This window comes from Enterobacter cloacae complex sp. I1M (assembly GCF_014982425.1).
GTDB lineage: Bacteria > Pseudomonadota > Gammaproteobacteria > Enterobacterales > Enterobacteriaceae > Enterobacter > Enterobacter intestinihominis.
This window is the reverse complement of sequence record NZ_JADCLG010000009.1, coordinates 185,967-207,402: the sequence shown is the minus strand read 5'-3', so window position 1 is coordinate 207,402 and position 21,436 is coordinate 185,967. Positions and strand designations below refer to the sequence as shown.

Below are 21,436 nucleotides of genomic sequence, written 5' to 3'. Positions count from 1 at the left end.
CCCCTCACCCTAACCCTCTCCCCGGAGGGGCGAGGGGATTGCTCAGTGCTCGCATTAATTTGTGGGGAACCCTCAGCCCTTTGGGAGAGGGCCGGGGTGAGGGCATCAGGCCGCACAATACTGAAGGGAAAACCATGCACACAACCCACAGCACATTTTCTCTCGCCGGCCACACCCTTCACCGCATCACTTTCGACCCCACCACCTTCACCGACGCCGATCTCCTCTGGCTGCCCCATCACGCACAGCTGGCTGACGCCGGACGCAAGCGCAAATCCGACCACCTGGCAGGCCGCATCGCCGCGGCGCATGCGCTAAACGAGCGCGTAATCCCCGGCATCGGCCCCAGCGGCGAACCGCTCTGGCCGCAAGGTATTTCCGGCAGCATCACCCACAGCGGCACGCAGGCGATGGCCGTCGTCACGCATCACCCGGCGCTTATCGGCATCGATTGTGAAACGATCCTTTCCGAAAACGAAGCCAGGGAAATCAAAGACGGCATTATTGATACGCAGGAAGAACCTGTGCTTTCCCGCTCGGGATACCCGTTCGCCCTCGCCCTGACGCTGGCGTTCAGCGCCAAAGAGAGCCTGTTCAAGGCCCTCTTTCCGCAGGTGCAGGCCTGGATGGGTTTTGACAGCGCCCGCATTACCCTGCTCGACGACAGGACGCTTACGCTGGCATTGACCCGTCAACTTGCAGGCTTTGAGGAAGGCACTGCCTTCACCCTTCACTGGCAGCAGCACGACGAACAGGTCATCACCCTGCTGTCACACGCTCCTGCCGACGTGCCTTCACGCTGGTCAACACAAACGTCACGATAAACACCAACGCGAACAGGACCACAATGGTCGGCGCGGGCGCGCTGTCGAGATAAAACGAGGCATAAACGCCGCTTACCGACACCAGCGCTGAAACGGCGACCGCCACCAGCAGCGCCATGTGAAAGCGTCGGGTGATCAGCACCGCCACCGCGCCGGGGGCAATCAGCAGCGAAATCGACAGAATTATACCCACCGCTTTCAGCGTCGCCACGATGGTCAGCGAAACCATGCACAGTAAGCCGTAGTGCAGCCAGCGGGTGCGCAGGCCGCTCGCCTGCGCCTGCTGATAGTCAAAGCAGAACAGCAGAAAATCGCGCCACTTCAGGCCAATCACCAGCGCAATCAACCCCGCGACGAGACCGCTTTGCAAAATGTCCATCCCGTTAATGCCCAGCATATCGCCGAACAGAATGTGGTCGAGATGCACCTCAGGTTTGACGGCGATATAGAGGATCAGCCCGGCGCCGAACATGCCGGAAAAGACGATCCCCATAACCGTATCTTGCTTGATTCGGCTGTTATCCTTCAGGTATCCGGTGGCGACCGCGCAGAACAGACCGGCCACGAATGCGCCCAGCGCCAGCGGCAGGCCCATCATCCAGGCCAGCACGACGCCGGGAAACACCGCGTGGCTCATGGCGTCGCCCATCAGCGCCCAGCCTTTCAGCACCAGAAAAACCGACAGCAGCGCGCAGGGCACGGCCACCAGGAGTGAAATCAGCAGCGCGTTGTTCATAAACGCAAACTGGAACGGTTCGAGGATCAGCGTCATCATGGATGTGCCTCCCGCGCCCGACGGCGGCTGGCAAGCAGCCCGTGCTTCGGCGCAAAGACGAACGCCAGCAGGAACAGCAGCGTCTGGGCGACCACGATAATGCCGCCGGTGGCGCCGTCCAGGTAATAGCTGGCCCACGCACCGAGGAAGCTGGTGATGCTGCCAATGGCGACGGCAATCATCAACAGGCGCGGGAAGCGATCGGTCAGCAGCCAGGCGGTCGCACCGGGCGTAACCACCAGACAGATCACCAGAAATGCGCCGACGGTTTGCAGCGCCGCCACGGTAGAGACCGCCAGTAGCGTAAAGAAGAGAATTTTCAGACGTTCCGGGCGCAGACCGATGGCGCGGGCGTGGTTCTCATCAAAAAAGGTCACCATCAGATCTTTCCATTTGAACAGCAGGATAACTATCGACACCACGCCGATAATCGCCAGCTGGACGATATCTTCCGGGGCGATGGCGAGAATATTGCCGAGGACGATGGTCTGAATGTTCACCGAGGTCGGGTTGAGTGAGACCATAAACAGCCCCAGCCCGAAAAACGAGGAGAAGATCAGCCCGATAATGGCGTCCTCCTTCAGGCGGCTGCGCTGGTTGAGAAACAGCATGCTGCCCGCCGCCAGCCCGCCCGATAAAAACGCCCCCAGCGAGAACGGCAGCCCGAGCATGTAAGCGCCCGCTACGCCCGGCACGATGGAGTGCGACAGCGCATCGCCGATCAGCGACCAGCCTTTGAGCATCAGATAGCAGGAGAGAAACGCGCACAGCCCGCCCACCATCGCCGAGACCCACATGGCGTTGAGCATGTACTCGTAGCCGAAGGGTTCGAGAAGCGCGTTCATTTGGCCTCCTGTCGGTGCGTGACGAAGGGGCGTTCGTCGTCGGTAATAATGCGATCTTCCGAGCCGCTGAGCACCACGTGGCGCAGCACGCCGCTGAAGGCGCGCTCAAGATTCTCGGCGGTAAAGGTGATATCCGTCGGGCCGCTCGCCAGCACGGTGCCTTTGACCATCACCGTGTAATCGCAGAATTCCGTGACCGAGCCCAGATTGTGGGTCGAGACCAGCATCGTTTTACCCTCGTCGCGCAGCTCCCGCAGCAGGCTGATGATCCTGGCTTCGGTTTTGACGTCCACGCCGGTAAACGGCTCGTCGAGCAGGATCACCTCGCCCTGCTGGGCAATCGCCCGCGCCAGAAACACGCGCTTCTTTTGGCCGCCGGAGAGCTCGCCAATCTGCCGATGGCGCAGCTCAAGCATGTCCACGCGCTTCAGGGCGTCGGTTACAATCTGCCTGTCGCGCTCTTTAGGCCGACGCAGAAACCCCATATGCCCGTAGCGGCCCATCATCACCACGTCCTCGACCAGCACCGGAAATGACCAGTCGACCTCTTCCGACTGCGGCACGTAGGCGACCAGGTTCAGGCGCAGCGCCCGGTGAGGCGGAAGCCCGAGAATGGAGATAGTGCCGCTCGCCGCCCGCACAAAGCCCATCACCGCCTTAAACAGCGTGGACTTGCCGGAACCGTTCACCCCCACCAGGGCGGCAATCGATCCGCCCGGCACGCTGAACGACGCGTCGCGCAGCGCCGTGTGGCCGTTGCGGTAGGTCACGGTCACGTCGGTTACAACAATCCCCTTCTGCATGGTTACTCCTTCATCCCGTCGCGGATGCCCTGCACCAGCGTGCGGGTGGTGACGTTCAGCAGATCGATATAGGTCGGCACCGGGCCGTTTTCTGCGCTCAGAGAGTCGACGTACAGCACGCCGCCGTAATGGGCGCCGGTTTCACGCGCCACCTGACGGGCGGGCTTATCCGAGACGGTGCTTTCGCTGAACACCGCCGGAATGTGATGTTTTTTCACCAGATCGATAACCTTGCGTACCTGCTGCGGCGTGCCCTGCTGATCGGCGTTGATCGGCCACAGGTACAGCTCTTTCAGGCCCAAATCCCGCGCCAGATAGGAGAACGCCCCTTCGCTGGTCACCATCCAGCGTTTGTCTACCGGGATCGCCGTGACCTGCTTGCGCAGCGGTTCGAGAGTGGCGGTGATCTTCTGCTTGTAGGCGTCGGCGTTACGCTGATAGGTCTGCGCGTTGGCCGGATCGTACTTCACCAGCGCGTCGCGAATGTTATCGACGTAAATCAGGGCGTTGTCCGGCGACATCCACGCGTGCGGGTTGGGCTTGCCGTTATAGGGCCCTTCGCTGATGCCCATCGGGGTGATGCCTTTGGTAACAATCACCTCCGGCACGCCGTTCAGATGCTGATAAAAGCGCTGGAACCACAGCTCCAGATTCATGCCGTTCGCCAGGATCAGCTGCGCCTTCTGCGCGCGTTTGATATCGCCCGGGGTGGGTTGATACTCATGAATTTCCGCGCCCGGTTTGGTGATGGAGGTGACCTCTGCGGCATCCCCCGCTACGTTTTTCGCCATATCAGCGATAACGGTAAAAGTGGTGATGACCTGGAACTTTTCAGCCGCCAGCGCGCCGGTTGTGGTCGCGGTCATAAGCAGCGCGCCGAGCAACAGACGCTTCAATCCTTGCCGTGGATGCATCGCAGAAGTCTCCTGAGGTGATTAAATTAAAAGCAAAATTAGCCCGTGCTATAAGGTATAGCACAGGCTATATTTAAATGAAAATAATTATCATTAAAGTTGTGTCAACGGAGGGAGAGCCTGATGGCGCTTCGCTTATCAGGCCTACGGTAAAGCAGTTTTGGAGTTTTGTAGGCCGGGTAAGCGCAGCGCCACCCGGCATAAGGGCGACTCACTGCCCGGCAAGTGCCTTATAAAATGCAGGATTCTCCCGAATCACATTAAGTACCTTCGCCGCCAGCCCGGTTGGGTTGCGACGTTTAGACTCCCAGCTCTTTATCGTATCGACGCTCGTGCCAAGCGCCTTCGCCATTTCGCTTTGCGTGATATTGAGCTGCTCTCTGATGGCGCGCACATCAGCAACTTCATAGCGGGTTACCCGGGAAGCGGCTTTTCTTCCGTTATGGATCTCAACGGCCTCTTCAAGCGAAGATTTTAATTCATTAAAAATACTCATTATCAGCCTCCACCTGCCTGATTAGGGTACATAGTACACCTCAAATTTACGGCACTGGAAGCAGTATTTTTCAGAATGGAAGTCAGCTTTTTAAGTTCTGCTTTCTCTGTCTCTTTCAGGCTGTCCTTTATGCATTTTGGATAGGCCATAATGAAATAGATCACCTCCTCTGTGGCAAGAAAGTAAATCACTCTTATCCCCCCTCTCTTTCCCTTTGAGCCTGCCGCCATCCTTATTTTACGTAAACCCCCCGTCTGCTGGATCAGGTCACCTTTATCAGGCCAGGTAATAAGTTCCTTTTGCAGATCCTTTAACTCATCATCCGTAGCAATGCTTTTAATCTGTCGGGTAAAGAGTGATGTTTCGATAAACTCTATCGCATGACTCATCCATAGTTCCTTCCCTAAACGCAGCAAAAGCCCGAATGCTTCAGCATCAGGCTCTTGCTGCATGGTTACTCTTCCTTGAGTAATGCTGCGCCAAATAACTGTATTTATATACAGTCTGAAGGTATTTTAAGAATCCGTTTAGACATCCGGGAACATCACGCTATTCCCCGGCGCTTCCCTGTGGAGATGGATAAAGTTCAGGTGCCGTTCATACTGGTCCAGAATATCCGTAATTACCTGCTCCTTGCTGTAATCCATCAAATCATTCCCCTGGCTCCCTTCCAGCAGGAAGGTCTCCAGCCGGTAGTAGGTCGATTTCCCGCTGCGCGCCCGGTAGGTAAAGCCGGGAACCGAATACTGCTGCGGCCAGATCTGATAAACAAAGTTCTGCTCGTCGCCCATGTGCACCAGCAGATCCAGGTGCCCCAGGGTTTCGCCCTCTTCCGGCGGCAGGTTTTTCAGCTCCACGTAGGCGCCACGCAGCTTCAGCTCCTGCGCCACCTCTTCCATCGCCGGGAAGCAGACCGTCTCCATCATCTGGCTGGTGTAGCGCGTGCCCGGGTAGTTCATCAGGCGCGACAGGCGTTTCTTCCAGCTCAATCTGTCCTGCGCGCCCATCGGCCGCGGCGCGGTGTCGCGGCTGGCGCTGACGCGGCGGTAGTCTTCCACCTTGAGCGATTTATACAGCCCGGCCATCACGAAGAAGATCACGAAGCTGAACGGCAGGCCCATGATCACCGTGGTGTTCTGCAACGCAGAGATACCGTTGGTCATCAGCATCCCGAGCGTCAGCAGGCCGATGGCGACGGACCAGAAGATGCGCAGCCAGTTCGGCGCATCGCTGTTGATGTCCTTCAGCTTTGAGGTGAAGTTCCCCAGCACCAGCGCGCCGGAGTCCGCCGAGGTGACGTAGAACAGCAGGCCGGTAATGGTTGCTACGGACGCGCTAAAGGTAAACGCCGGGTACTGCGCCAGCAGGCTGTAGAAGCCGCGCTCCGGGTGCACCATCGCTTCCTGGGCAAAGGTTGCGTTGCCGTGGATAATTTCGTGCAGCGCGCTGTTGCCGAAAATCGACAGCCACAGCAGGGTGAAGGTGAACGGGATGATCAGCGTGCCCATCACGAACTGACGGATGGTGCGCCCACGCGAAATTCGCGCCAGGAACAGGCCGACAAACGGCGACCAGGCCACCCACCACGCCCAGAAGAAGAGCGTCCAGTTGTTCATCCACTCCACCGGGCGGTCAAAGGCGAAGCTGTTCAGCGTCATGCCCATAAAGCGGTTCACGTAATCACCTACGTTGAGCACTAGGGCGTTGAGCAGGAACGAGGTGTCGCCCATAAACAGCACGAACAGGATCAGCCCCAGCGCCAGCGCGACGTTCAGCTCGGAGAGCACGCGAATACCTTTATCCACGCCGGAGGTCACCGAGATGGTAGCGATGATCACCGACAGCGCAATTAGCGCCGCCTTCGCCGCCATCGAATCCGGGATGTCAAACAGCACGCTCAGCCCGTAGTTAAGCTGCACTACGCCAATCCCGAGCGTGGTGGCGATGCCGAAGATGGTGCCGATCACCGCCGCGATATCGACGCTGTGGCCAATCGGGCCGTTGATCTTTTTCCCGAAAATCGGGTACAGCGCGGAGCGGATGGTAAGGGGCAAATTATAACGATAGCTAAAGTATCCGAGCGCCATGCCCATCAGGGCATACATTGACCAGCCCGTCAGGCCGTAGTGGAACAGCGTCCAGACCATCGCCTGACGCGCGGCCTCCATCGTCTGCCCTGCCCCTTCCGGCGGCTGCATATATTGCGTGACCGGTTCCGCCACGGAGAAGAACATCAGGTCGATGCCAATGCCTGCGGCAAACAGCATCGCGGCCCAACTCAGCAGGCTGAACTCGGGCTTGGACTGCTCCGGCCCAAGCTTCACCGAACCGAAGCGCGAGCAGGCAATGCAGACGACGAAGACGATATAGAGCGTCGCCGCCAGAAGGTAGTACCAGCCGAAGGTCTTCGACACCCAGTTCAGGGTGCGCCCAATCCACTCGGCAGAAAAATCACGAAAGAAGATAGTCGTCAGGGAAAACAACAAAATCAGCCCGGCGGACGTAAAAAAAACGACCGGGTTGATTTTGTCTTTTTCTCTGTCTTGTGAAAGGTCTGTCATCCAGTATCCCCACTGTTTTTGTAACTATTAAAATCCAAAATCGCAACAATTAAGACACATTTTATATTGAACGTCCAATCAAAAACCGCTTTAATAGATTACCAACGCTGATGAATGGAGTGGCAAAAATGCCCAAAGTGGGGATGCAGCCGATCCGGCGCAGGCAGCTCATCGATGCCACGCTGGAAGCAATTAATGAAGTGGGAATGCATGACGCAACCATCGCGCAAATCGCCCGTCGGGCGGGCGTGTCCACGGGCATCATCAGCCACTATTTCAAAGATAAAAACGGTCTGCTGGAAGCAACCATGCGCGACATCACCGGTCAGTTACGCGATGCGGTATTAAGCCGTTTACGCGCCCTGCCGGACGGCAGTGCAGAGCAGCGTTTGCAGGCGATTGTCGGCGGCAATTTTGATGAAACCCAGGTCAGCGGCGCGGCGATGAAGGCCTGGCTGGCCTTCTGGGCCAGCAGCATGCATCAGCCGATGCTCTATCGTTTGCAGCAGGTCAGCAGCCGCCGGTTGCTCTCAAATCTGGTGTACGAATTCCGCCGCGAACTGCCGCGTGAACAGGCTGAAGAGGCGGGCTACGGGCTCGCCGCACTGATTGACGGGCTGTGGCTGCGCGCCGCGCTCAGCGGCAAACCGCTGGATAAAACCCTGGCCCAGTCGCTTACCAGCCACTTTATCAGCCAGCATTTACCGACCGAATAACCGAGGAGGAAGCATGTCCCGAATGGCAGAACAGCAGCTTTATATCAATGGTGGTTATACATCCGCCACCAGCGGTCGCACCTTCGAGACCATCAACCCGGCCAACGGTGAAGTTCTGGCGAGCGTGCTGGCCGCCGGGCGTGAAGACGTGGACCGCGCCGTAGAGAGCGCAAAGCGCGGGCAAAAAATCTGGGCGGCGATGACCGCCATGGAGCGCTCGCGCATCCTGCGTCGCGCCGTCGATATCCTGCGCGAGCGCAACGACGAGCTGGCAAAGCTGGAAACCCTCGACACCGGTAAAGCGTTTTCTGAAACCTCGACCGTCGACATCGTCACCGGCGCGGACGTGCTGGAGTACTACGCGGGGCTGATCCCGGCACTGGAAGGCAGCCAGATCCCGCTGCGCGAGACCTCCTTCGTCTACACCCGCCGCGAGCCGCTGGGCGTGGTAGCGGGCATCGGCGCGTGGAACTATCCGATCCAGATCGCCCTGTGGAAATCCGCCCCGGCGCTGGCGGCGGGCAACGCGATGATCTTCAAGCCGAGCGAAGTAACGCCGCTTACCGCCCTGAAACTGGCGGAAATCTACACCGAAGCGGGCGTGCCGGACGGCGTGTTTAACGTTCTGCCGGGTGTGGGCGCGGAAACCGGCCAGTACCTGACCGAGCATCCGGGCATCGCCAAAGTCTCCTTTACCGGCGGCGTCGCCAGCGGCAAAAAGGTGATGGCGAACTCGGCGGCCTCGTCCCTGAAAGAGGTAACGATGGAGCTGGGCGGTAAATCCCCGCTGATAGTGTTTGACGATGCGGATCTGGATCTCGCGGCAGATATCGCCATGATGGCCAACTTCTTCAGCTCCGGTCAGGTGTGCACCAACGGCACCCGGGTGTTCGTGCCCGCGAAGTTCAAAGCCGCGTTTGAGCAAAAAATCGTTGAGCGCGTGGGCCGCATCCGCGCGGGCGACCTGTTCGATGAAAACACTAACTTCGGCCCGATGGTCAGCTTCCCGCACCGCGACAGCGTGATGCGCTACATCGCCAAAGGCAAAGAGGAAGGTGCGCGCGTGCTGTGCGGCGGTGACGTGCTGAAGGGTGACGGCTTTGATAACGGCGCGTGGGTTGCCCCGACCGTGTTCACCGACTGCACCGACGAAATGACCATCGTGCGCGAAGAGATCTTCGGCCCGGTGATGTCCATTCTTTCCTATGACACTGACGAAGAGGCCATTCGTCGCGCCAATGACACCGACTACGGTCTGGCGGCGGGCATTGTCACCGCCGATCTGAACCGCGCCCACGGCGCTATTCATCAGCTCGAAGCGGGCATCTGCTGGATCAACACCTGGGGCGAATCCGCCGCGGAGATGCCGGTGGGCGGCTACAAACACTCCGGCATTGGCCGCGAGAACGGCGTCATGACGCTTCAGAGTTACACCCAGGTGAAGTCCATCCAGGTTGAGATGGGTAAATTCCAGTCCATATTTTAACCGGGAGGTTTATTTGCAATTTGACTACATCATTATCGGGGCCGGCTCTGCCGGCAACGTTCTGGCAACACGACTGACTGAAGATCCGAACACCACCGTCCTGCTGCTTGAGGCGGGCGGGCCGGACTACCGCTTTGACTTCCGCACCCAGATGCCTGCCGCGCTGGCCTTCCCGTTGCAGGGCAAGCGCTACAACTGGGCGTATGAAACCGAGCCAGAGCCTTTCATGAACAACCGCCGCATGGAGTGCGGACGCGGAAAAGGGCTGGGCGGCTCGTCGCTGATCAACGGCATGTGCTACGTGCGCGGCAACGCAATGGATCTGGACAACTGGGCGAAAGAACCGGGTCTGGAGCACTGGAGCTATCTCAACTGCCTGCCCTACTACCGCAAGGCAGAGACCCGCGACGTGGGGCCGAACGACTACCACGGCGGCGACGGTCCGGTGAGCGTCACCACCTCTAAGCCGGGCGTGAACCCGCTGTTTGAAGCGATGGTGGAGGCAGGCGTGCAGGCGGGCTACCCGCGCACCGACGATCTCAACGGCTATCAGCAGGAAGGCTTTGGCCCGATGGATCGCACGGTCACGCCGCAGGGCCGACGCGCCAGCACCGCGCGCGGCTATCTGGATCAGGCCAAACCGCGCCCGAATCTGACCATCCGCACCCACGCCATGACCGATCACATTATCTTTGACGGCAAGCGCGCGGTGGGCGTCGAGTGGCTGGAAGGCGAAAGCACCATTCCGTCAAAAGCGACAGCGAAGAAAGAGGTACTGCTGTGCGCGGGCGCTATTGCGTCACCGCAGATCCTCCAGCGCTCCGGCGTGGGCAACGCTGAACTGCTGAAGCAGTTTGATATCCCGCTGGTACATGATTTACCCGGCGTGGGGGAAAACTTGCAGGATCACCTGGAGATGTACCTTCAGTATGAATGCAAAGAGCCCGTTTCCCTCTACCCTGCCCTGCAGTGGTGGAACCAGCCGAAGATTGGCGCGGAGTGGCTGTTTGGCGGCACAGGCGTGGGCGCGAGCAACCACTTCGAAGCGGGCGGGTTTATCCGCAGCCGCGAGGAGTTCGAGTGGCCGAATATTCAGTATCACTTCCTGCCGGTAGCGATTAACTACAACGGCTCGAACGCGGTGAAAGAACACGGCTTCCAGTGCCACGTAGGCTCCATGCGCTCGCCGAGCCGCGGGCACGTACGGATTAAGTCCCGCGACCCGCATCAGCATCCGGCGATCCTGTTCAACTATATGTCCCACGAGCAGGACTGGCAGGAGTTCCGCGACGCGATCCGCATCACCCGCGAGATCATGCACCAGCCCGCGCTGGACAAATACCGTGGGCGCGAAATCAGCCCGGGCGTCGAATGCCAGACCGACGAACAGCTGGACGAGTTCGTGCGTAACCACGCCGAAACCGCCTTCCATCCGTGCGGCACCTGCAAGATGGGCTACGACGAAATGGCGGTGGTCGATGGCGAAGGCCGCGTTCACGGGCTGGAAGGGTTACGCGTGGTGGATGCGTCGATTATGCCGCAAATTATCACTGGCAACCTGAACGCCACCACCATCATGATTGGTGAGAAGATTGCCGACGCCATTCGCGGGCGCGAGCCGCTGGCGAAGAGCACGGCGGCGTATTATGTGGCGGATGGGGCGCCGGTTCGCCGCTGAGTGCGAACTTCTCCCCTCACCCCGGCCCTCTCCCAGAGGGAGAGGGTGTCATCGTCCCCTCTCCCTCTGGGAGAGGGTTAGGGTGAGGGGAAATTATTGCCGAAATGCTTCAAGCCGCTTAACCTGCCGCCCTTCCCCGTCAAAATTCTCCGCTGCCAGCCAGGCGCGCAGCTCCGCGTCCCTTTCCGGCCACTCGCCGTCAACAATCGAAAGCATATCGCTGTCGCGGTTGCGTCCTTTGCGCACCAGCTTCTGGCGCAGGCGCCCTTCCCAGACAAACCCCAGCCGCTCCGCCGCGTTGCGTGAGGCGGTGTTCATCGAATCGCATTTCCACTCCAGCCGACGATATTTATGCTCAAAGGCGTTTTTCAGCAGTAGCCACACCGCTTCGGTGCCAATGCGGGTGCCTTTCATCTTGCGCGACCAGGTGACGTGGCCAATTTCCACCGATCCCAGAAAGCGTTCAATCGCCATATAGCTCACCAGCCCTACCGCCTTTTCGGTGCGCAGATCGATAACGGCAAAGGGCACCAGGTCGTCATCCAGCACCTTTCCGAGCACCCAGTGCGCAGTAGCCTCAACGCTCACAGGCTGGGTGCTGGCAAGCCACGTCCAGTCGCTGTCATCGCCCAGTGCGTAAGCTTCAAACAGATCCGCCGCGTGGCGTTCTGCGTCCAACGGTTCCAGACGACAATACTGGCCGGTTAGCGGCGTGCGAGTTAGCGCTCGGGCACATTTCCAGTCGGGGACGATATCGTTAACGGTTTGACCATGTTGATTGATTTCGGGCACGGCGGTGACTCCCTGCAAGGTAAGGAGTTTGTTATAGCAGGTTAAAAAGCGGTCGAAAAGGAAGAACGTGCAGGCCGGGTAACGCGTAGCCGCCACCCGGCATAAAATTACTTCAGCAGCTTAACCGTCGCGTCGATGTCGATTTCATCTTCGGTGAAGATCATCGTCGTGTTCTGGAAGGTGGTGATCGCCAGCTTCTTCACCGTGCGCATCTCGCCCGGTTTTTTCTCACTTTTCGGCTTGATGCTGTTCATCAGTAGCCCCACCGACAGCACCGCGTTCTCTTTGTCGATTTTGGTCTCAACGGGCTCTTCTTCGCTGAACACCACGAAGGATTTGATCGAGGTGAGCTTCACGCGCTCGCCCGCGATATAAAGATGCTTGCTCTCCGGGATCACCTTCACCGCATACGCGGAAAGGCCTTTGGTGTTTGTGGTGGGTTCGAAGGTCACCGCCGCATCTTTCTTAATCAGATCAGGGTTGGCGACCTTAATCACGTGAAAATAGCGGTTGTCGCCGTTTTCATCTTTGATAAATCCGAAGCCTTTATCTTTAAACCACGTTGTGATTGTACCGTTCATCGCTGTTACCGCCTGTCAGATCTTAAGACTAAAGTTTTGCAGCGCGCAGTGTAATGCACAATGGCTGAGGAGACAAAAAAAAGCCCCTGCACGGGAGCAGGGGAAAGTTCATGTCAGAGCTTATTAGAATTTAGTTGAACACCATCCCACCATCAATCAGCAGCGACTGACCGGTCATGTAGTCGGAGTCTGGTCCGGCGAGGTAAGAGACGCAGGCGGCCACATCTTCCGGTTCGGACAAACGGCCAAGCGTGATGCGTTTGGCAAAGGTTTCCGTTCCGTAGCCGAGCGGTTTACCCGCCGCCTCGGAGACCTGACGGTCGATCTCCGCCCACATCGGCGTTTTGACGATGCCCGGGCAATAGGCGTTAACGGTGATCCCCAGCGGCGCGAGATCCCGCGCGGCGGTCTGGGTTAAACCGCGCACCGCGAACTTGCTGGAGCTGTACACCGCCAGTTCCGGGTTGCCGGTATGGCCCGCCTGGGAGCAGGCGTTGATGATTTTACCGCCGTGCCCCTCTTTGCGGAACGCGTCAATCGCGGCCTGAATGCCCCAGATCACCCCTTTCACGTTGATGTTGTAGACCTTGTCGACAATTTCCGGCGTGATGGATTCGATTGGCGTGGACGGCGCCACCCCGGCGTTGTTGACGATGACGTTGAAGCCGCCCAGCGCGGTGCGGGCTTTTTCCACCGCCGCAAACACCTGGTCGCGGTCAGAGACGTCCACCTTCACGGCGACGGCTTTCCCGCCGTTGCGGGTGATCTCATCCGCGACCGCTTTCGCCGTCTCTTCGTTGTAATCCGCAATAGCGACGGCAAAGCCGTCCTTCACCAGGCGAAGCGCGATCGCTTTGCCAATCCCCTGGCCGGAGCCGGTTACGAGAGCCACTTTTTGCATTTCTCTGTCCTTATATTGATTCACAAAATCTGGCTGAGATGGAGCTGGCCCATCAGCAGCGGGTTATCGCTGTAGTCGACGGGAATGGCCACCACGGCCGGGCCATCGACATCCATTGCGGCACGCAGCGTCGGTTCGAGCGCGTCGGCACTCTCGACGGCAAAACCTTTTGCGCCGAACGCGTCGGCATAGGCTTTGAAATCGACCGGGCCAAACTCCACGCCGGAAAGACGCTGGTATTTTTTCTCTTCCTGGATCGCCACCATGTTGTAGGCGTTATCCACCCAGATGATGTGCAGCACGTTGGCATTGAGGCGCACGGCGGTTTCCAGCTCCATGCTCGACTGCAAAAATCCGCCGTCCCCGGAGACCGACACCACCTTGCGCCCCGGGTTGACCAGCCACGCGCCAATCGCCCACGGCAGCGCCACGCCCATGGTCTGCTGACCGTTGGAGATCATCACCTGACGCGCGCGGAAGCTGTAGAGGTAGCGGGCGATCCAGATGTGGAAGCTGCCCATATCGACGGTGAGCGTTACGTCGTTATTCACGATGTCCTGCATGGCGCGCACGATGCGCAGCGGATGCAGGGCAAACTGGTTTAGCGATGCGCCGCGACGGTCGAGGAGGTCACGCTGATGCTGGCGATCGACAAGAATTTCCGAGGCGCGCTGGCTGAGTTCAAGTTTGTGCTCGATTCGGCTGGCAAGCAGATTCAGCGTGGCGGCAATATCCCCGACCAGTTCCAGGTCAGGAACATACTTGCGCTCCTCATAGGCGGGCAGCACGTCAATGTGCACCAGCGTCGCGTCGCCGCTGTTCCACATGGACGGCTCGTATTCCACCGGGCTGTAGCCGATGCAGATAATCAGATCCGCCAGATGCAGCAACCGATCTCCGGCCTGGTTGTTGAACAGGCCGACGCGCCCGGCGAAGCGGGTGAAGTGTTCCTGATTCACCGCCCCGGCGGCCTGATAAGTGCTGGTGACCGGAATGCGGCTTTTCTCCAGCAGCGTGCGCAGCGCGGCGCTGTTCGCGGGCTGGCTGGCCATCAGGCCGAGTAAAATGACCGGGTTTTTGGCGTTCTCGATAAGCTTCGCCACGTCGTTAATGGCGGACTCCGGTGCCGGGCCCATCAGCGCCGGGCCGCTGGCGGGTAAAATCGCCCCCGTGGTGGGCTGGTCGACAATATCCTGCGGCAGGCTGACAAACGCCCCGCCCGGCCTGCCCTGCTCGGCAGCGCGAAACGCGTTGGACACCACCTCGGCAATCGCGTCCGGGGAGTTCACTTCTACGGCGTATTTGGTCACCGGGCTGAACATGGCGACAGTGTCCATGCTCTGGTGCACCAGCTTGGCTTTATCCGCCCGCTTCACCGCCCCGCCCAGCGCGACGACCGGGTCGCCTTCGCTGTTGGCGGTGGCGATGCCGGTGATCAGATTGGAGCAGCCCGGCCCGGAGGTGACCAGCGCGACTCCGGCCTTGCCGGTTAACCGCCCTACCGCTGCCGCCATAAACGCCGCGTTCGCCTCGTGACGCACCGGGATAATCTCGATGGAGGAGTCCAGCAGAGAGTCAAAGACCTTGTCGATCTTCGCGCCCGGGATCCCGAACACCTGCTTCACGCCCTGCGCTTCCAGCTGGCCGACAACCATATCGGCGCCGTGCGCCCACTGACGTGACTGTTTCTCACTGTTCACGGTAGTTCTCCTGTTAGTTTTCGACGGCGCGGATAGCCGCATCAAGGTTGCTGGGGTGCAGGTTGGCCTGTAAAAACGCGCTGTCGGCGGGCAGGTCAATCATCAGCTTGTGGATTTCGCCAAAGGTGAGCACGCCGCTCTCCAGCTGATAGTCCAGCAGATGGCCGCCGCCCTGACGGTCGTCGGTGATAAAGTGCTCGTGATAGCCCGCCACGTTGATGCCCTGCATATGCTGCGGGGTGCGGAACCCGACCAGCACGCCCTCGCGCTGGTTAAAGCGGAACACCGGCTGGTCGTCCAGCACGTCGGTCATTGCCCGGTACGGCGGCGTCTGGCGCGGAACGGTGCGGGTATGCGCATGGCGGAAGTTGCCATCGATGCGCAGCGCGCAGAACAGGTTATCGGAGGGGATCTGCTGGTCGATCACGTCGTGGATCTGCTGACGGCTGACCGGACCGTTAAAGGTTTTGCGGTACTGCGGCTGGAACCAGGTCATCACCGCGAACGGCGTTTTTTGCTCCGGCTTCGCGGCGCGGGCGCTGCCGTCGGCGCGCAGCTGGTACACCTGGCTGCTGAAGGCAATCATTTCACCGTCCAGCTCGTTAAAGGTGCCGAGACCAAAATCACCGTGTGCCAGCAGGTCGGCGATCGTCGTCTCCCCTTCGTAGACGCCGCTTAGCAGGGCGCTCATTAGCGATGTCTGATAGATCACGCTGTCAGGATGCTGAGCCGAGAACCCACGCAGGGTCTCGCATAAACTCGCCTCACAGTCGCATGCAGATGAATGCATCATCATGCCCGTCCTCTTCAACTTTATTTATAAAGGTTAAATAAATGTTGACCCGATTCAGCAGAGAGTTCCAATATAGAATCCATGCTGGTTTGAGACGTTTTTGATATGGAACTTCGTTATCTGCGGTATTTTGTCGCGGTTGCACGCGAGCAACACTTCACCAGGGCGGCCAAAGCGCTGGGTATTTCACAGCCTCCACTGAGCCAGCAGATTAAACGGCTTGAGGAGGAAGTGGGCACACCGCTGTTCAGGCGCCTGACGCGGGGCGTGGAGCTGACCGAGGCGGGAGAAGCCTTCTATGAGGACGCCTGTAAGATCCTGGCGCTGAGCGACGCCGCGCTGGAGAAAGCCCGGGGCATCGCGCGCGGCCTGAACGGCAGCCTGTCGATTGGCATCACCAGCTCCGACGCCTTTCATCCCAAAATTTTCGCGCTGATTCGTCAGTTTCAGGTGCAGAACATGGCGGTGCAGGTTCACCAGGTGGAAGCCAATATGTCTTCGCTGACGACAATGCTGGCGGAGGGTGAACTGGATATCGCCTTTGTGCGCCTGCCGTGCGAAAGCAGCAAGGTGTTCGAGTTGAAAATCCTCGACCGGGAGCCGATGGTGGTGGCGTTGCATCGCGATCATCCTCTGGCTGCGTGCGATTCGCTGGCGTTAGAGCAGCTTCGGGATACACCGGTGGTGCTGTTCCCCCAGGAGGTCGCGCCGGGGCTGTATGACCGCGTTTACGGCAGCTGCGAGCGGGCCGGAGTCGATATGCAACACACGCTGCAATCTTCACAACTTTCCTCTTCTCTGAGCATGGTCTCCGCTGGCGGCGGGTTCGCGCTGGTGCCGAAATCGATGGCCGCTATTTCTCCGCCGAATGTCACCTACCACGCGCTGAGCTCACCGGAGCTTTATACCGATATCGCGCTCTGCTGGCGGCGCTTTGAACGCTCACGGACGGTGAAACGGTTTCTGGCGATGATGAGCGAGGGGGAACGGGAGCAGGGATGAACCTTTTCAGAAACTGCGGACTGTATTGATGCTCAATTTATTGCGAAGCAGTTTTTGAGGCTGAATTTGAAGGGAGTATGGGCAGGCTGCCATATAAAACTCAGTACCATTACCCTTTAAAAATAAAAAACCCGCACAGGTGCGGGTTAATTTTTATCAGTACAGCTTAACTGCTCGGACTATTGTCTTCATCGCTATCGTACGCCGCACTGATATTTAGCGCGGGTTACAGTGGAGAAACGTTTCCAGCTGCTGGACCTTTTGCGCCATTCTCAATGGTAAAGGAAACTTTCTGACCTTCATCAAGCGTTTTGAAGTTGTCGCTCTGAATTGCAGAGAAATGTACGAATACATCTTTGCTGCCGTCGTCAGGGGTGATAAAGCCAAAACCTTTATCTGCGTTGAACCATTTTACTAAACCAGTCATTTTATTAGACATAGATAAATCCTTAATTTATGAGCCACTTAAGCGCGGCGATGATGGCCTGTATTTCGAGAGTTACTTATTTGGCACTTAGGAGGAGGCTCACGAAGAAGGAGTATCTACTGATAACACCTGAACTGAGGACTGCTTTACTAAAACTGCTTTCATAAGGTCTGTATTCCAAACCGATGACGCTATTAAGACACAGCGAAATTTATTGCGCAATGATTATTATTATTTATTTTAACCATTTAAACGCCCGGATGGCTGGTCGCGGTGCCAGACATCGTTCTGGCTTGAGGTCTACCATGTACTACAAAATGTCTACGCTTTCACTGTGCCGGGAGTTTGGGGTGTTTTGTTCACAGGCGGGAAAATCCTCCCGCGCCACGCAGACGTTATTAGAAGGGATGCTCAAAATGAAAAGGTCTGCGTAAGACGTAATCGCAGTGCAAACTGTGCCCGGCGGCGCTGCGCTTGCGCGGGCCTACGGGTCGTATCGCGGTGGTTTTGGAGGCCGGGTCGGGCGTAGCCGCCACGCGGCAATCCCCTTCTGGAAGCCGCCTCGCAAACCTGCAAGCAACCTTATGTAATTCAGGGTTATCCCTTTTCATCCCTTCTTCACGGTCGTAAAGTGCCTGCGTTGCGGCACATCCGTAACCGGGCGTAGGAACCCGTTAGCATAAAGCGATATTTTTTGTCGCGACAGCGCATATCCCGTTAGAATCACGGTGGCGCTGACGGAGCAGTCGAAAGGCTGGCCGTTTTTCTTTATGCACGGTATTCCTACCTCCGTCAGCGCTACCCCCTCTGAGCGTAGGAACTCATCGGGCGGTTAACATTTTTTGCATAAAGAGGATGCCTTATGGCTACTATCCCTGGATTTTCTTACGCGCTTACTGAAGAAAGCGCTGTTTATCACCTTCTCCACCTGCAACTTCCCGATTCTGCGGATCTCTTTGAACTGGCTGACGCCTGCACTGCGTATGTTAGCGTGCTGGTGGAAACTGACGACGCAGTGATGTTTGCCACGCTCTGCAAGCGATTGCTGGCCGCGCTGAAGCGGCTGCGTGAGTGCTGTGACTCAGAGCTTCCGTCGTATCTGGTTGAGCAATTGATTGCAGGTGAAAAGATTACTTCCTGCGTGCCGGACTGCTGGCAGGAAACGGTGTTGCAGGTGGATTATGCCGTGGCATTAACGCTGGCGGTGATGGGCGGGACACTGCCTGCGAGCGTGGCGAAAGAACTCACCGGGCGACTGCATGATATGGTCTGGCTGCTGGCAGAGTTTGTGAAGGAGCCGTATATAACGACGCACTGAGGCGGGTGATGGGAGGCCGGAGTTCTGCTGGGTAAGAAGCGGATCCCCGGCCATACGCAAAATTTAATGTTGTTTTTGAATGTCTGGTAAGAGCGAAGAGCGGACAAAGTAGCAGAGGGAAAGCATCAATGTTAATGTCCGGAAAGTTCATGTTAAAACTCTGTATGACATTTTTCATCGACGATTAAAAAGGGCTCTTAATGGCTACTGTTGAGGTATTAAAAGTAAAGTATCCAGGCGCAGATGCCTGGCAAATGGGAGACAGCCCGGAACTGGCCAGCGAGCTTGCGGACCTGATTAAAAAAGGGATTAAAACGGCCTCCTGCGGATCCTTTGCCTCTTACCAGCAAGAAAAGTCTGCCCCGAGGATTGGAAGCTATAACATTATCCTTGATGGCCTGAATGCCCCGGTCTGCGTGACCCGGCTGGTTTCAATGCGACTGGTGCGTTTTTGTGATGTGACTGAGGAGTTTGCCCGCAAAGAAGGTGAAGGCGATTTAAGCCTTCAATACTGGCGAAATGAGCATCAGCGATTTTTTACCCGCGAAGGTCATTTTTCTAAAGATATGGAGTTGATCGCAGAAGAATTTGAAGTGGTTGAAGTGCTGTAAGACGAGAGAGTCCGGCTGGCGTCTGCTGCTATTAATAACAATGTCCGCTCCTGGCACAAAGTGGACATTTCTTTCACAGTCACCTCTTACAGTGTTCGCACTCATTAAATGATCGCCTTTATCACGAGCAAATGAAAACTGCAATCCATGACAGTTCCCACATTCTCAACCCGCCGACCACTACCTTAAATGTTTCCAGTCTGGAAACAAGGGGGCAAAAATGCCCGCAGTCTCAAGAGCGCCTTTCGACGCGGCCACAAGACATTTTCCTATTCAAGAACTCGCTCTGGAAGATCTTTACTGGGTACTAAAAGGAGAGCACTACCCATCACCAGACGACATGCGAAAGCGCTTCCCCAGCCGGGAGAGGATGAAATACCGGGAAAAATGGTGGGTCATTGATGTGGGTGGCGGGCATTTAAGAGTGATGTTTTTTGCTGATTTTGAGCGTAGAAAGATCTTCATCAAGCACATCAGCACTCACGCAGATTATGACAAGCTCACGGACCTCTACCGGAGAAAGAAAGAATGAACTATTCAGCAGCCATCAAAGCGGCAAACGATCTAACAAGGGAGCTCCCTTTCCTGGGCTCAAGCCCGTCGCGACAAGATTATGAGGATGCTATGGGGTTGGTGGAGTATCTAATCGAGCATGACCCCGATAGTCCGCTGGTAGAGATGCTCACCGCTAAAATCGATAAATACGAAAACGAGTCTCCGGAGTTTGCAGAATTTAACGCGCGTGTTGCCAGCATTCCGTCAGGCGTTGCGTTATTGCGAACGCTGATGGATCAGTACCATCTCACTCAGAGCGATTTCGAGAACGAGATAGGCAAGAAGTCCCTGGTGAGTCGAATCCTCAACGGACAGCGCACGTTAACGCTGGATCATATGCGCGCGCTGGCGAAGCGTTTTGGCGTGCCGGTAAGTGCATTTGTGGGAAATTGATTAGGATAGAATTCTATTAGGTATTAAGTAAAAAGCGACACAGCTATTCTGTTCGCCGTTGAACGTTGGCTCAACAATTGTGCCATCTGCTCGAAATGGATCAGCATCACCATACAGTACGGCAAACAGGCTAGCCATATCGCGTCTAAAACCTTACGGTAATTGTAGAGGCACATCATCATCGCAAGAATCTCGCCCCCTAGGTTTCTTTGTATCAAAACAAAAGCATTACCTAAACGTCCTGGGAGGATGAACCTCCCATTTCAATCATTTTTTATCTAAACATGAGAAACCGAAGTCAATATATCCCTCTGCACTGATCACTAGACACCATTTATTTTCCCTATCAAAAAAATAATGATGCTGAGGAATATTTTCTATAGCCACATCAAAAAATAAAAAGAACTGCGCGGGATTCAATCTGACAGAAAAATCAAGAGACAAATCATTTATATAGTAAATCTCATCACTATTTGAAATCACGTCATGAACATCAGTTTCATGAATGAATTTCTTTATATCTACCAACCAATCCTTATAGTCTCCATGTAGTTCTAAAGACCTATGAGCACTGGTCTTTGACCAGTCAATTTTTGAACCAGCCCAACTATAACTATCGGATAACTCATCCGCAATGTGTTCCCAGTCATCCACAATTTCTGGTTGTTCAGGAAGCAAAGATATTTCCTTCCTGATTTCATCATCGAGCGTCATTAAGAGCCTCTCCATGGTTTTGATGGTAAATTAAATAAATATTGAATTTTTGTTACAACGGATTCAGGTGCATCAAACATGAAGTGCTCCCCTTTATCTTTACCGCTAAACACATTGATATGAGCTCCGCTTCGCTCATCATACTCAACTCTAGAACCTGTTTTTCCGTCAATTGTTGTCATCCCGACAGGTTGACCTTTAGTCGAACCAAATTTGCCTGTGTTAACTTTTTCGGCTTTAAAACCTCGCTCTTCTAACCATTTAAGAGCCTTATTTCTGGCCTGTTTATATGAGTCTTTGGATGAACAGGTAGACAATCCCAGCGGATAAATCCACCCCAACGGATTCGGCGCATATTGATAAAGGTTCCACCCGCCATTCAGCCCAATCAGATCCTGCACAATAAATCGCCCGACCTGCGGGTCGTAGTAGCGGAAAAGGTTATAGTGCAGTCCCGTTTCACCGTCAGCGTACTGCCCGGCATAGCGAAGCGGCTGATGCGCCATTGCCGTGCGGTTCACAAGCCTTGAGAACCCTTCGCTCTGATGGCG

25 protein-coding genes are annotated in these 21,436 nt (G+C 56.6%); 10 read left to right on the top strand and 15 right to left on the bottom strand.

Annotated elements, in window-relative coordinates; all coding sequences use genetic code 11:
- Positions 1-134 precede the first annotated feature (134 nt).
- Positions 135-824 (top strand): enterobactin synthase subunit EntD, encoded by a 690-nt coding sequence (gene entD, locus INF86_RS05190; RefSeq protein WP_150312104.1) that lies wholly within the window; start codon positions 135-137, stop codon positions 822-824.
- On the opposite strand, the gene INF86_RS05185 is transcribed toward entD, so the two are convergent.
- From INF86_RS05185 to betT, 7 genes are all read right to left on the bottom strand, one after another.
- Positions 760-1,599 (bottom strand): metal ABC transporter permease, encoded by an 840-nt coding sequence (locus INF86_RS05185; RefSeq protein ID WP_126490132.1) that lies wholly within the window; start codon positions 1,597-1,599, stop codon positions 760-762. The genes entD and INF86_RS05185 overlap by 65 nt on opposite strands.
- Positions 1,596-2,444: an iron/manganese ABC transporter permease subunit SitC gene (gene sitC / locus INF86_RS05180; protein ID WP_022647369.1), complete on the bottom strand. Its 849-nt coding sequence runs from the start codon at positions 2,442-2,444 to the stop codon at positions 1,596-1,598. Before sitC ends, INF86_RS05185 begins: the two co-directional genes overlap by 4 nt.
- Positions 2,441-3,247, bottom strand: coding sequence for an iron/manganese ABC transporter ATP-binding protein SitB (gene sitB, locus INF86_RS05175; RefSeq protein ID WP_023299548.1), 807 nt, complete (start codon positions 3,245-3,247; stop codon positions 2,441-2,443). The genes sitC and sitB overlap by 4 nt, the downstream gene beginning before the upstream one ends.
- A 2-nt stretch (positions 3,248-3,249) precedes the next feature.
- On the bottom strand, positions 3,250-4,161 hold the full coding sequence (locus INF86_RS05170) for a metal ABC transporter substrate-binding protein (RefSeq protein WP_022647367.1): 912 nt from the start codon (positions 4,159-4,161) through the stop codon (positions 3,250-3,252).
- A 211-nt stretch (positions 4,162-4,372) separates the two neighbouring features.
- Positions 4,373-4,657: a NadS family protein gene (gene nadS / locus INF86_RS05165; RefSeq protein WP_003858821.1), complete on the bottom strand. Its 285-nt coding sequence runs from the start codon at positions 4,655-4,657 to the stop codon at positions 4,373-4,375.
- 2 nt (positions 4,658-4,659) lie between these two features.
- A complete protein-coding gene (locus INF86_RS05160; protein WP_193543283.1) occupies positions 4,660-5,046 on the bottom strand; it encodes a type II toxin-antitoxin system RelE/ParE family toxin in 387 nt (128 codons plus the stop codon).
- A gap of 138 nt (positions 5,047-5,184) precedes the next feature.
- Positions 5,185-7,218 (bottom strand): choline BCCT transporter BetT, encoded by a 2,034-nt coding sequence (gene betT, locus INF86_RS05155; RefSeq protein WP_022647365.1) that lies wholly within the window; start codon positions 7,216-7,218, stop codon positions 5,185-5,187.
- Between the two features lie 128 nt (positions 7,219-7,346).
- Here betT and betI point away from each other — a divergent pair, with 128 nt between their 5' ends.
- Genes betI through betA form a run of 3 tightly spaced genes read left to right on the top strand, consistent with a single transcriptional unit; the run spans position 7,347 to position 11,098 of the window.
- Positions 7,347-7,934 carry a transcriptional regulator BetI gene (betI, locus tag INF86_RS05150; RefSeq protein WP_023299544.1) on the top strand — a complete coding sequence of 196 codons (588 nt, stop codon included), beginning with the start codon at positions 7,347-7,349 and terminating at the stop codon, positions 7,932-7,934.
- Positions 7,935-7,947: 13 nt separating this feature from the next.
- Positions 7,948-9,420 (top strand): betaine-aldehyde dehydrogenase, encoded by a 1,473-nt coding sequence (gene betB, locus INF86_RS05145; protein ID WP_193543281.1) that lies wholly within the window; start codon positions 7,948-7,950, stop codon positions 9,418-9,420.
- Positions 9,421-9,433: 13 nt separating this feature from the next.
- Complete coding sequence (betA, locus tag INF86_RS05140) at positions 9,434-11,098, top strand: choline dehydrogenase (RefSeq protein WP_017694353.1); 1,665 nt, start codon at positions 9,434-9,436, stop codon at positions 11,096-11,098.
- Positions 11,099-11,191: 93 nt separating this feature from the next.
- On the opposite strand, the gene INF86_RS05135 is transcribed toward betA, so the two are convergent.
- From INF86_RS05135 to budA, 5 genes are all read right to left on the bottom strand, one after another.
- The gene (locus INF86_RS05135; RefSeq protein WP_193543280.1) at positions 11,192-11,890 is read right to left on the bottom strand and encodes a GNAT family N-acetyltransferase; all 699 of its coding nucleotides are present in this window, start codon (positions 11,888-11,890) and stop codon (positions 11,192-11,194) included.
- Between the two features lie 107 nt (positions 11,891-11,997).
- A complete protein-coding gene (locus INF86_RS05130; RefSeq protein ID WP_022647360.1) occupies positions 11,998-12,471 on the bottom strand; it encodes a cold-shock protein in 474 nt (157 codons plus the stop codon).
- 130 nt (positions 12,472-12,601) lie between these two features.
- Positions 12,602-13,372, bottom strand: a complete 771-nt coding sequence (locus tag INF86_RS05125; RefSeq protein ID WP_022647359.1) for a (S)-acetoin forming diacetyl reductase — start codon at positions 13,370-13,372, stop codon at positions 12,602-12,604.
- A 20-nt stretch (positions 13,373-13,392) separates the two neighbouring features.
- Positions 13,393-15,114, bottom strand: coding sequence for an acetolactate synthase AlsS (gene alsS, locus INF86_RS05120; protein ID WP_152811382.1), 1,722 nt, complete (start codon positions 15,112-15,114; stop codon positions 13,393-13,395).
- A complete protein-coding gene (budA, locus tag INF86_RS05115; RefSeq protein WP_088581799.1) occupies positions 15,086-15,865 on the bottom strand; it encodes an acetolactate decarboxylase in 780 nt (259 codons plus the stop codon). Before budA ends, alsS begins: the two co-directional genes overlap by 29 nt.
- Positions 15,866-15,970: 105 nt before the next feature.
- On the opposite strand from budA, the gene INF86_RS05110 reads away from it, so the two are divergent.
- Positions 15,971-16,867 (top strand): LysR family transcriptional regulator, encoded by an 897-nt coding sequence (locus INF86_RS05110; RefSeq protein WP_046620439.1) that lies wholly within the window; start codon positions 15,971-15,973, stop codon positions 16,865-16,867.
- A gap of 226 nt (positions 16,868-17,093) precedes the next feature.
- Here INF86_RS05110 and cspA read toward each other — a convergent pair whose 3' ends face one another.
- Positions 17,094-17,306 (bottom strand): RNA chaperone/antiterminator CspA, encoded by a 213-nt coding sequence (cspA, locus tag INF86_RS05105; RefSeq protein WP_022647355.1) that lies wholly within the window; start codon positions 17,304-17,306, stop codon positions 17,094-17,096.
- A 716-nt stretch (positions 17,307-18,022) separates the two neighbouring features.
- Between cspA and INF86_RS22625 the strand changes: the two genes are divergently transcribed.
- The 5 genes from INF86_RS22625 (at position 18,023) to INF86_RS05080 (ending at position 20,171) form a co-directional block, all read left to right on the top strand.
- Positions 18,023-18,130, top strand: coding sequence for an ash family protein (locus INF86_RS22625; protein WP_157843337.1), 108 nt, complete (start codon positions 18,023-18,025; stop codon positions 18,128-18,130).
- A gap of 26 nt (positions 18,131-18,156) precedes the next feature.
- Positions 18,157-18,612, top strand: coding sequence for a hypothetical protein (locus INF86_RS05095; RefSeq protein WP_063147978.1), 456 nt, complete (start codon positions 18,157-18,159; stop codon positions 18,610-18,612).
- Between the two features lie 200 nt (positions 18,613-18,812).
- Positions 18,813-19,223, top strand: coding sequence for an ASCH domain-containing protein (locus INF86_RS05090; protein WP_023299534.1), 411 nt, complete (start codon positions 18,813-18,815; stop codon positions 19,221-19,223).
- 220 nt (positions 19,224-19,443) lie between these two features.
- A complete protein-coding gene (locus INF86_RS05085) occupies positions 19,444-19,755 on the top strand; it encodes a type II toxin-antitoxin system HigB family toxin (protein WP_063147977.1) in 312 nt (103 codons plus the stop codon).
- Positions 19,752-20,171: a type II toxin-antitoxin system HigA family antitoxin gene (locus INF86_RS05080; protein ID WP_063147976.1), complete on the top strand. Its 420-nt coding sequence runs from the start codon at positions 19,752-19,754 to the stop codon at positions 20,169-20,171. The genes INF86_RS05085 and INF86_RS05080 overlap by 4 nt, the downstream gene beginning before the upstream one ends.
- 267 nt (positions 20,172-20,438) lie before the next feature.
- Here INF86_RS05080 and INF86_RS05075 read toward each other — a convergent pair whose 3' ends face one another.
- Together INF86_RS05075 and INF86_RS05070 are read right to left on the bottom strand one after the other, a co-directional pair.
- Complete coding sequence (locus INF86_RS05075) at positions 20,439-20,885, bottom strand: hypothetical protein (protein WP_063147975.1); 447 nt, start codon at positions 20,883-20,885, stop codon at positions 20,439-20,441.
- A partial coding sequence (locus tag INF86_RS05070) for an RHS repeat-associated core domain-containing protein (protein WP_305047269.1) occupies positions 20,885-21,436 on the bottom strand: 552 nt, incomplete at its 5' end. The genes INF86_RS05075 and INF86_RS05070, both read right to left, overlap by 1 nt.

What these genes read in the sequence shown, in the direction of transcription:
- entD (WP_150312104.1), top strand. Translation starts at nt 135, where the DNA reads ATGCACACAACCCACAGCACATTTTCTCTCGCCGGCCACACCCTTCAC.
- INF86_RS05185 (WP_126490132.1), bottom strand. Translation starts at nt 1,599, where the DNA reads ATGATGACGCTGATCCTCGAACCGTTCCAGTTTGCGTTTATGAACAAC.
- sitC (WP_022647369.1), bottom strand. Translation starts at nt 2,444, where the DNA reads ATGAACGCGCTTCTCGAACCCTTCGGCTACGAGTACATGCTCAACGCC.
- sitB (WP_023299548.1), bottom strand. Translation starts at nt 3,247, where the DNA reads ATGCAGAAGGGGATTGTTGTAACCGACGTGACCGTGACCTACCGCAAC.
- INF86_RS05170 (WP_022647367.1), bottom strand. Translation starts at nt 4,161, where the DNA reads ATGCATCCACGGCAAGGATTGAAGCGTCTGTTGCTCGGCGCGCTGCTT.
- nadS (WP_003858821.1), bottom strand. Translation starts at nt 4,657, where the DNA reads ATGAGTATTTTTAATGAATTAAAATCTTCGCTTGAAGAGGCCGTTGAG.
- INF86_RS05160 (WP_193543283.1), bottom strand. Translation starts at nt 5,046, where the DNA reads ATGAGTCATGCGATAGAGTTTATCGAAACATCACTCTTTACCCGACAG.
- betT (WP_022647365.1), bottom strand. Translation starts at nt 7,218, where the DNA reads ATGACAGACCTTTCACAAGACAGAGAAAAAGACAAAATCAACCCGGTC.
- betI (WP_023299544.1), top strand. Translation starts at nt 7,347, where the DNA reads ATGCCCAAAGTGGGGATGCAGCCGATCCGGCGCAGGCAGCTCATCGAT.
- betB (WP_193543281.1), top strand. Translation starts at nt 7,948, where the DNA reads ATGTCCCGAATGGCAGAACAGCAGCTTTATATCAATGGTGGTTATACA.
- INF86_RS05130 (WP_022647360.1), bottom strand. Translation starts at nt 12,471, where the DNA reads ATGAACGGTACAATCACAACGTGGTTTAAAGATAAAGGCTTCGGATTT.
- INF86_RS05125 (WP_022647359.1), bottom strand. Translation starts at nt 13,372, where the DNA reads ATGCAAAAAGTGGCTCTCGTAACCGGCTCCGGCCAGGGGATTGGCAAA.
- alsS (WP_152811382.1), bottom strand. Translation starts at nt 15,114, where the DNA reads ATGCGGCTATCCGCGCCGTCGAAAACTAACAGGAGAACTACCGTGAAC.
- budA (WP_088581799.1), bottom strand. Translation starts at nt 15,865, where the DNA reads ATGATGCATTCATCTGCATGCGACTGTGAGGCGAGTTTATGCGAGACC.
- INF86_RS05110 (WP_046620439.1), top strand. Translation starts at nt 15,971, where the DNA reads ATGGAACTTCGTTATCTGCGGTATTTTGTCGCGGTTGCACGCGAGCAA.
- cspA (WP_022647355.1), bottom strand. Translation starts at nt 17,306, where the DNA reads ATGTCTAATAAAATGACTGGTTTAGTAAAATGGTTCAACGCAGATAAA.
- INF86_RS05095 (WP_063147978.1), top strand. Translation starts at nt 18,157, where the DNA reads ATGGCTACTATCCCTGGATTTTCTTACGCGCTTACTGAAGAAAGCGCT.
- INF86_RS05090 (WP_023299534.1), top strand. Translation starts at nt 18,813, where the DNA reads ATGGCTACTGTTGAGGTATTAAAAGTAAAGTATCCAGGCGCAGATGCC.
- INF86_RS05085 (WP_063147977.1), top strand. Translation starts at nt 19,444, where the DNA reads ATGCCCGCAGTCTCAAGAGCGCCTTTCGACGCGGCCACAAGACATTTT.
- INF86_RS05080 (WP_063147976.1), top strand. Translation starts at nt 19,752, where the DNA reads ATGAACTATTCAGCAGCCATCAAAGCGGCAAACGATCTAACAAGGGAG.
- INF86_RS05075 (WP_063147975.1), bottom strand. Translation starts at nt 20,885, where the DNA reads ATGACGCTCGATGATGAAATCAGGAAGGAAATATCTTTGCTTCCTGAA.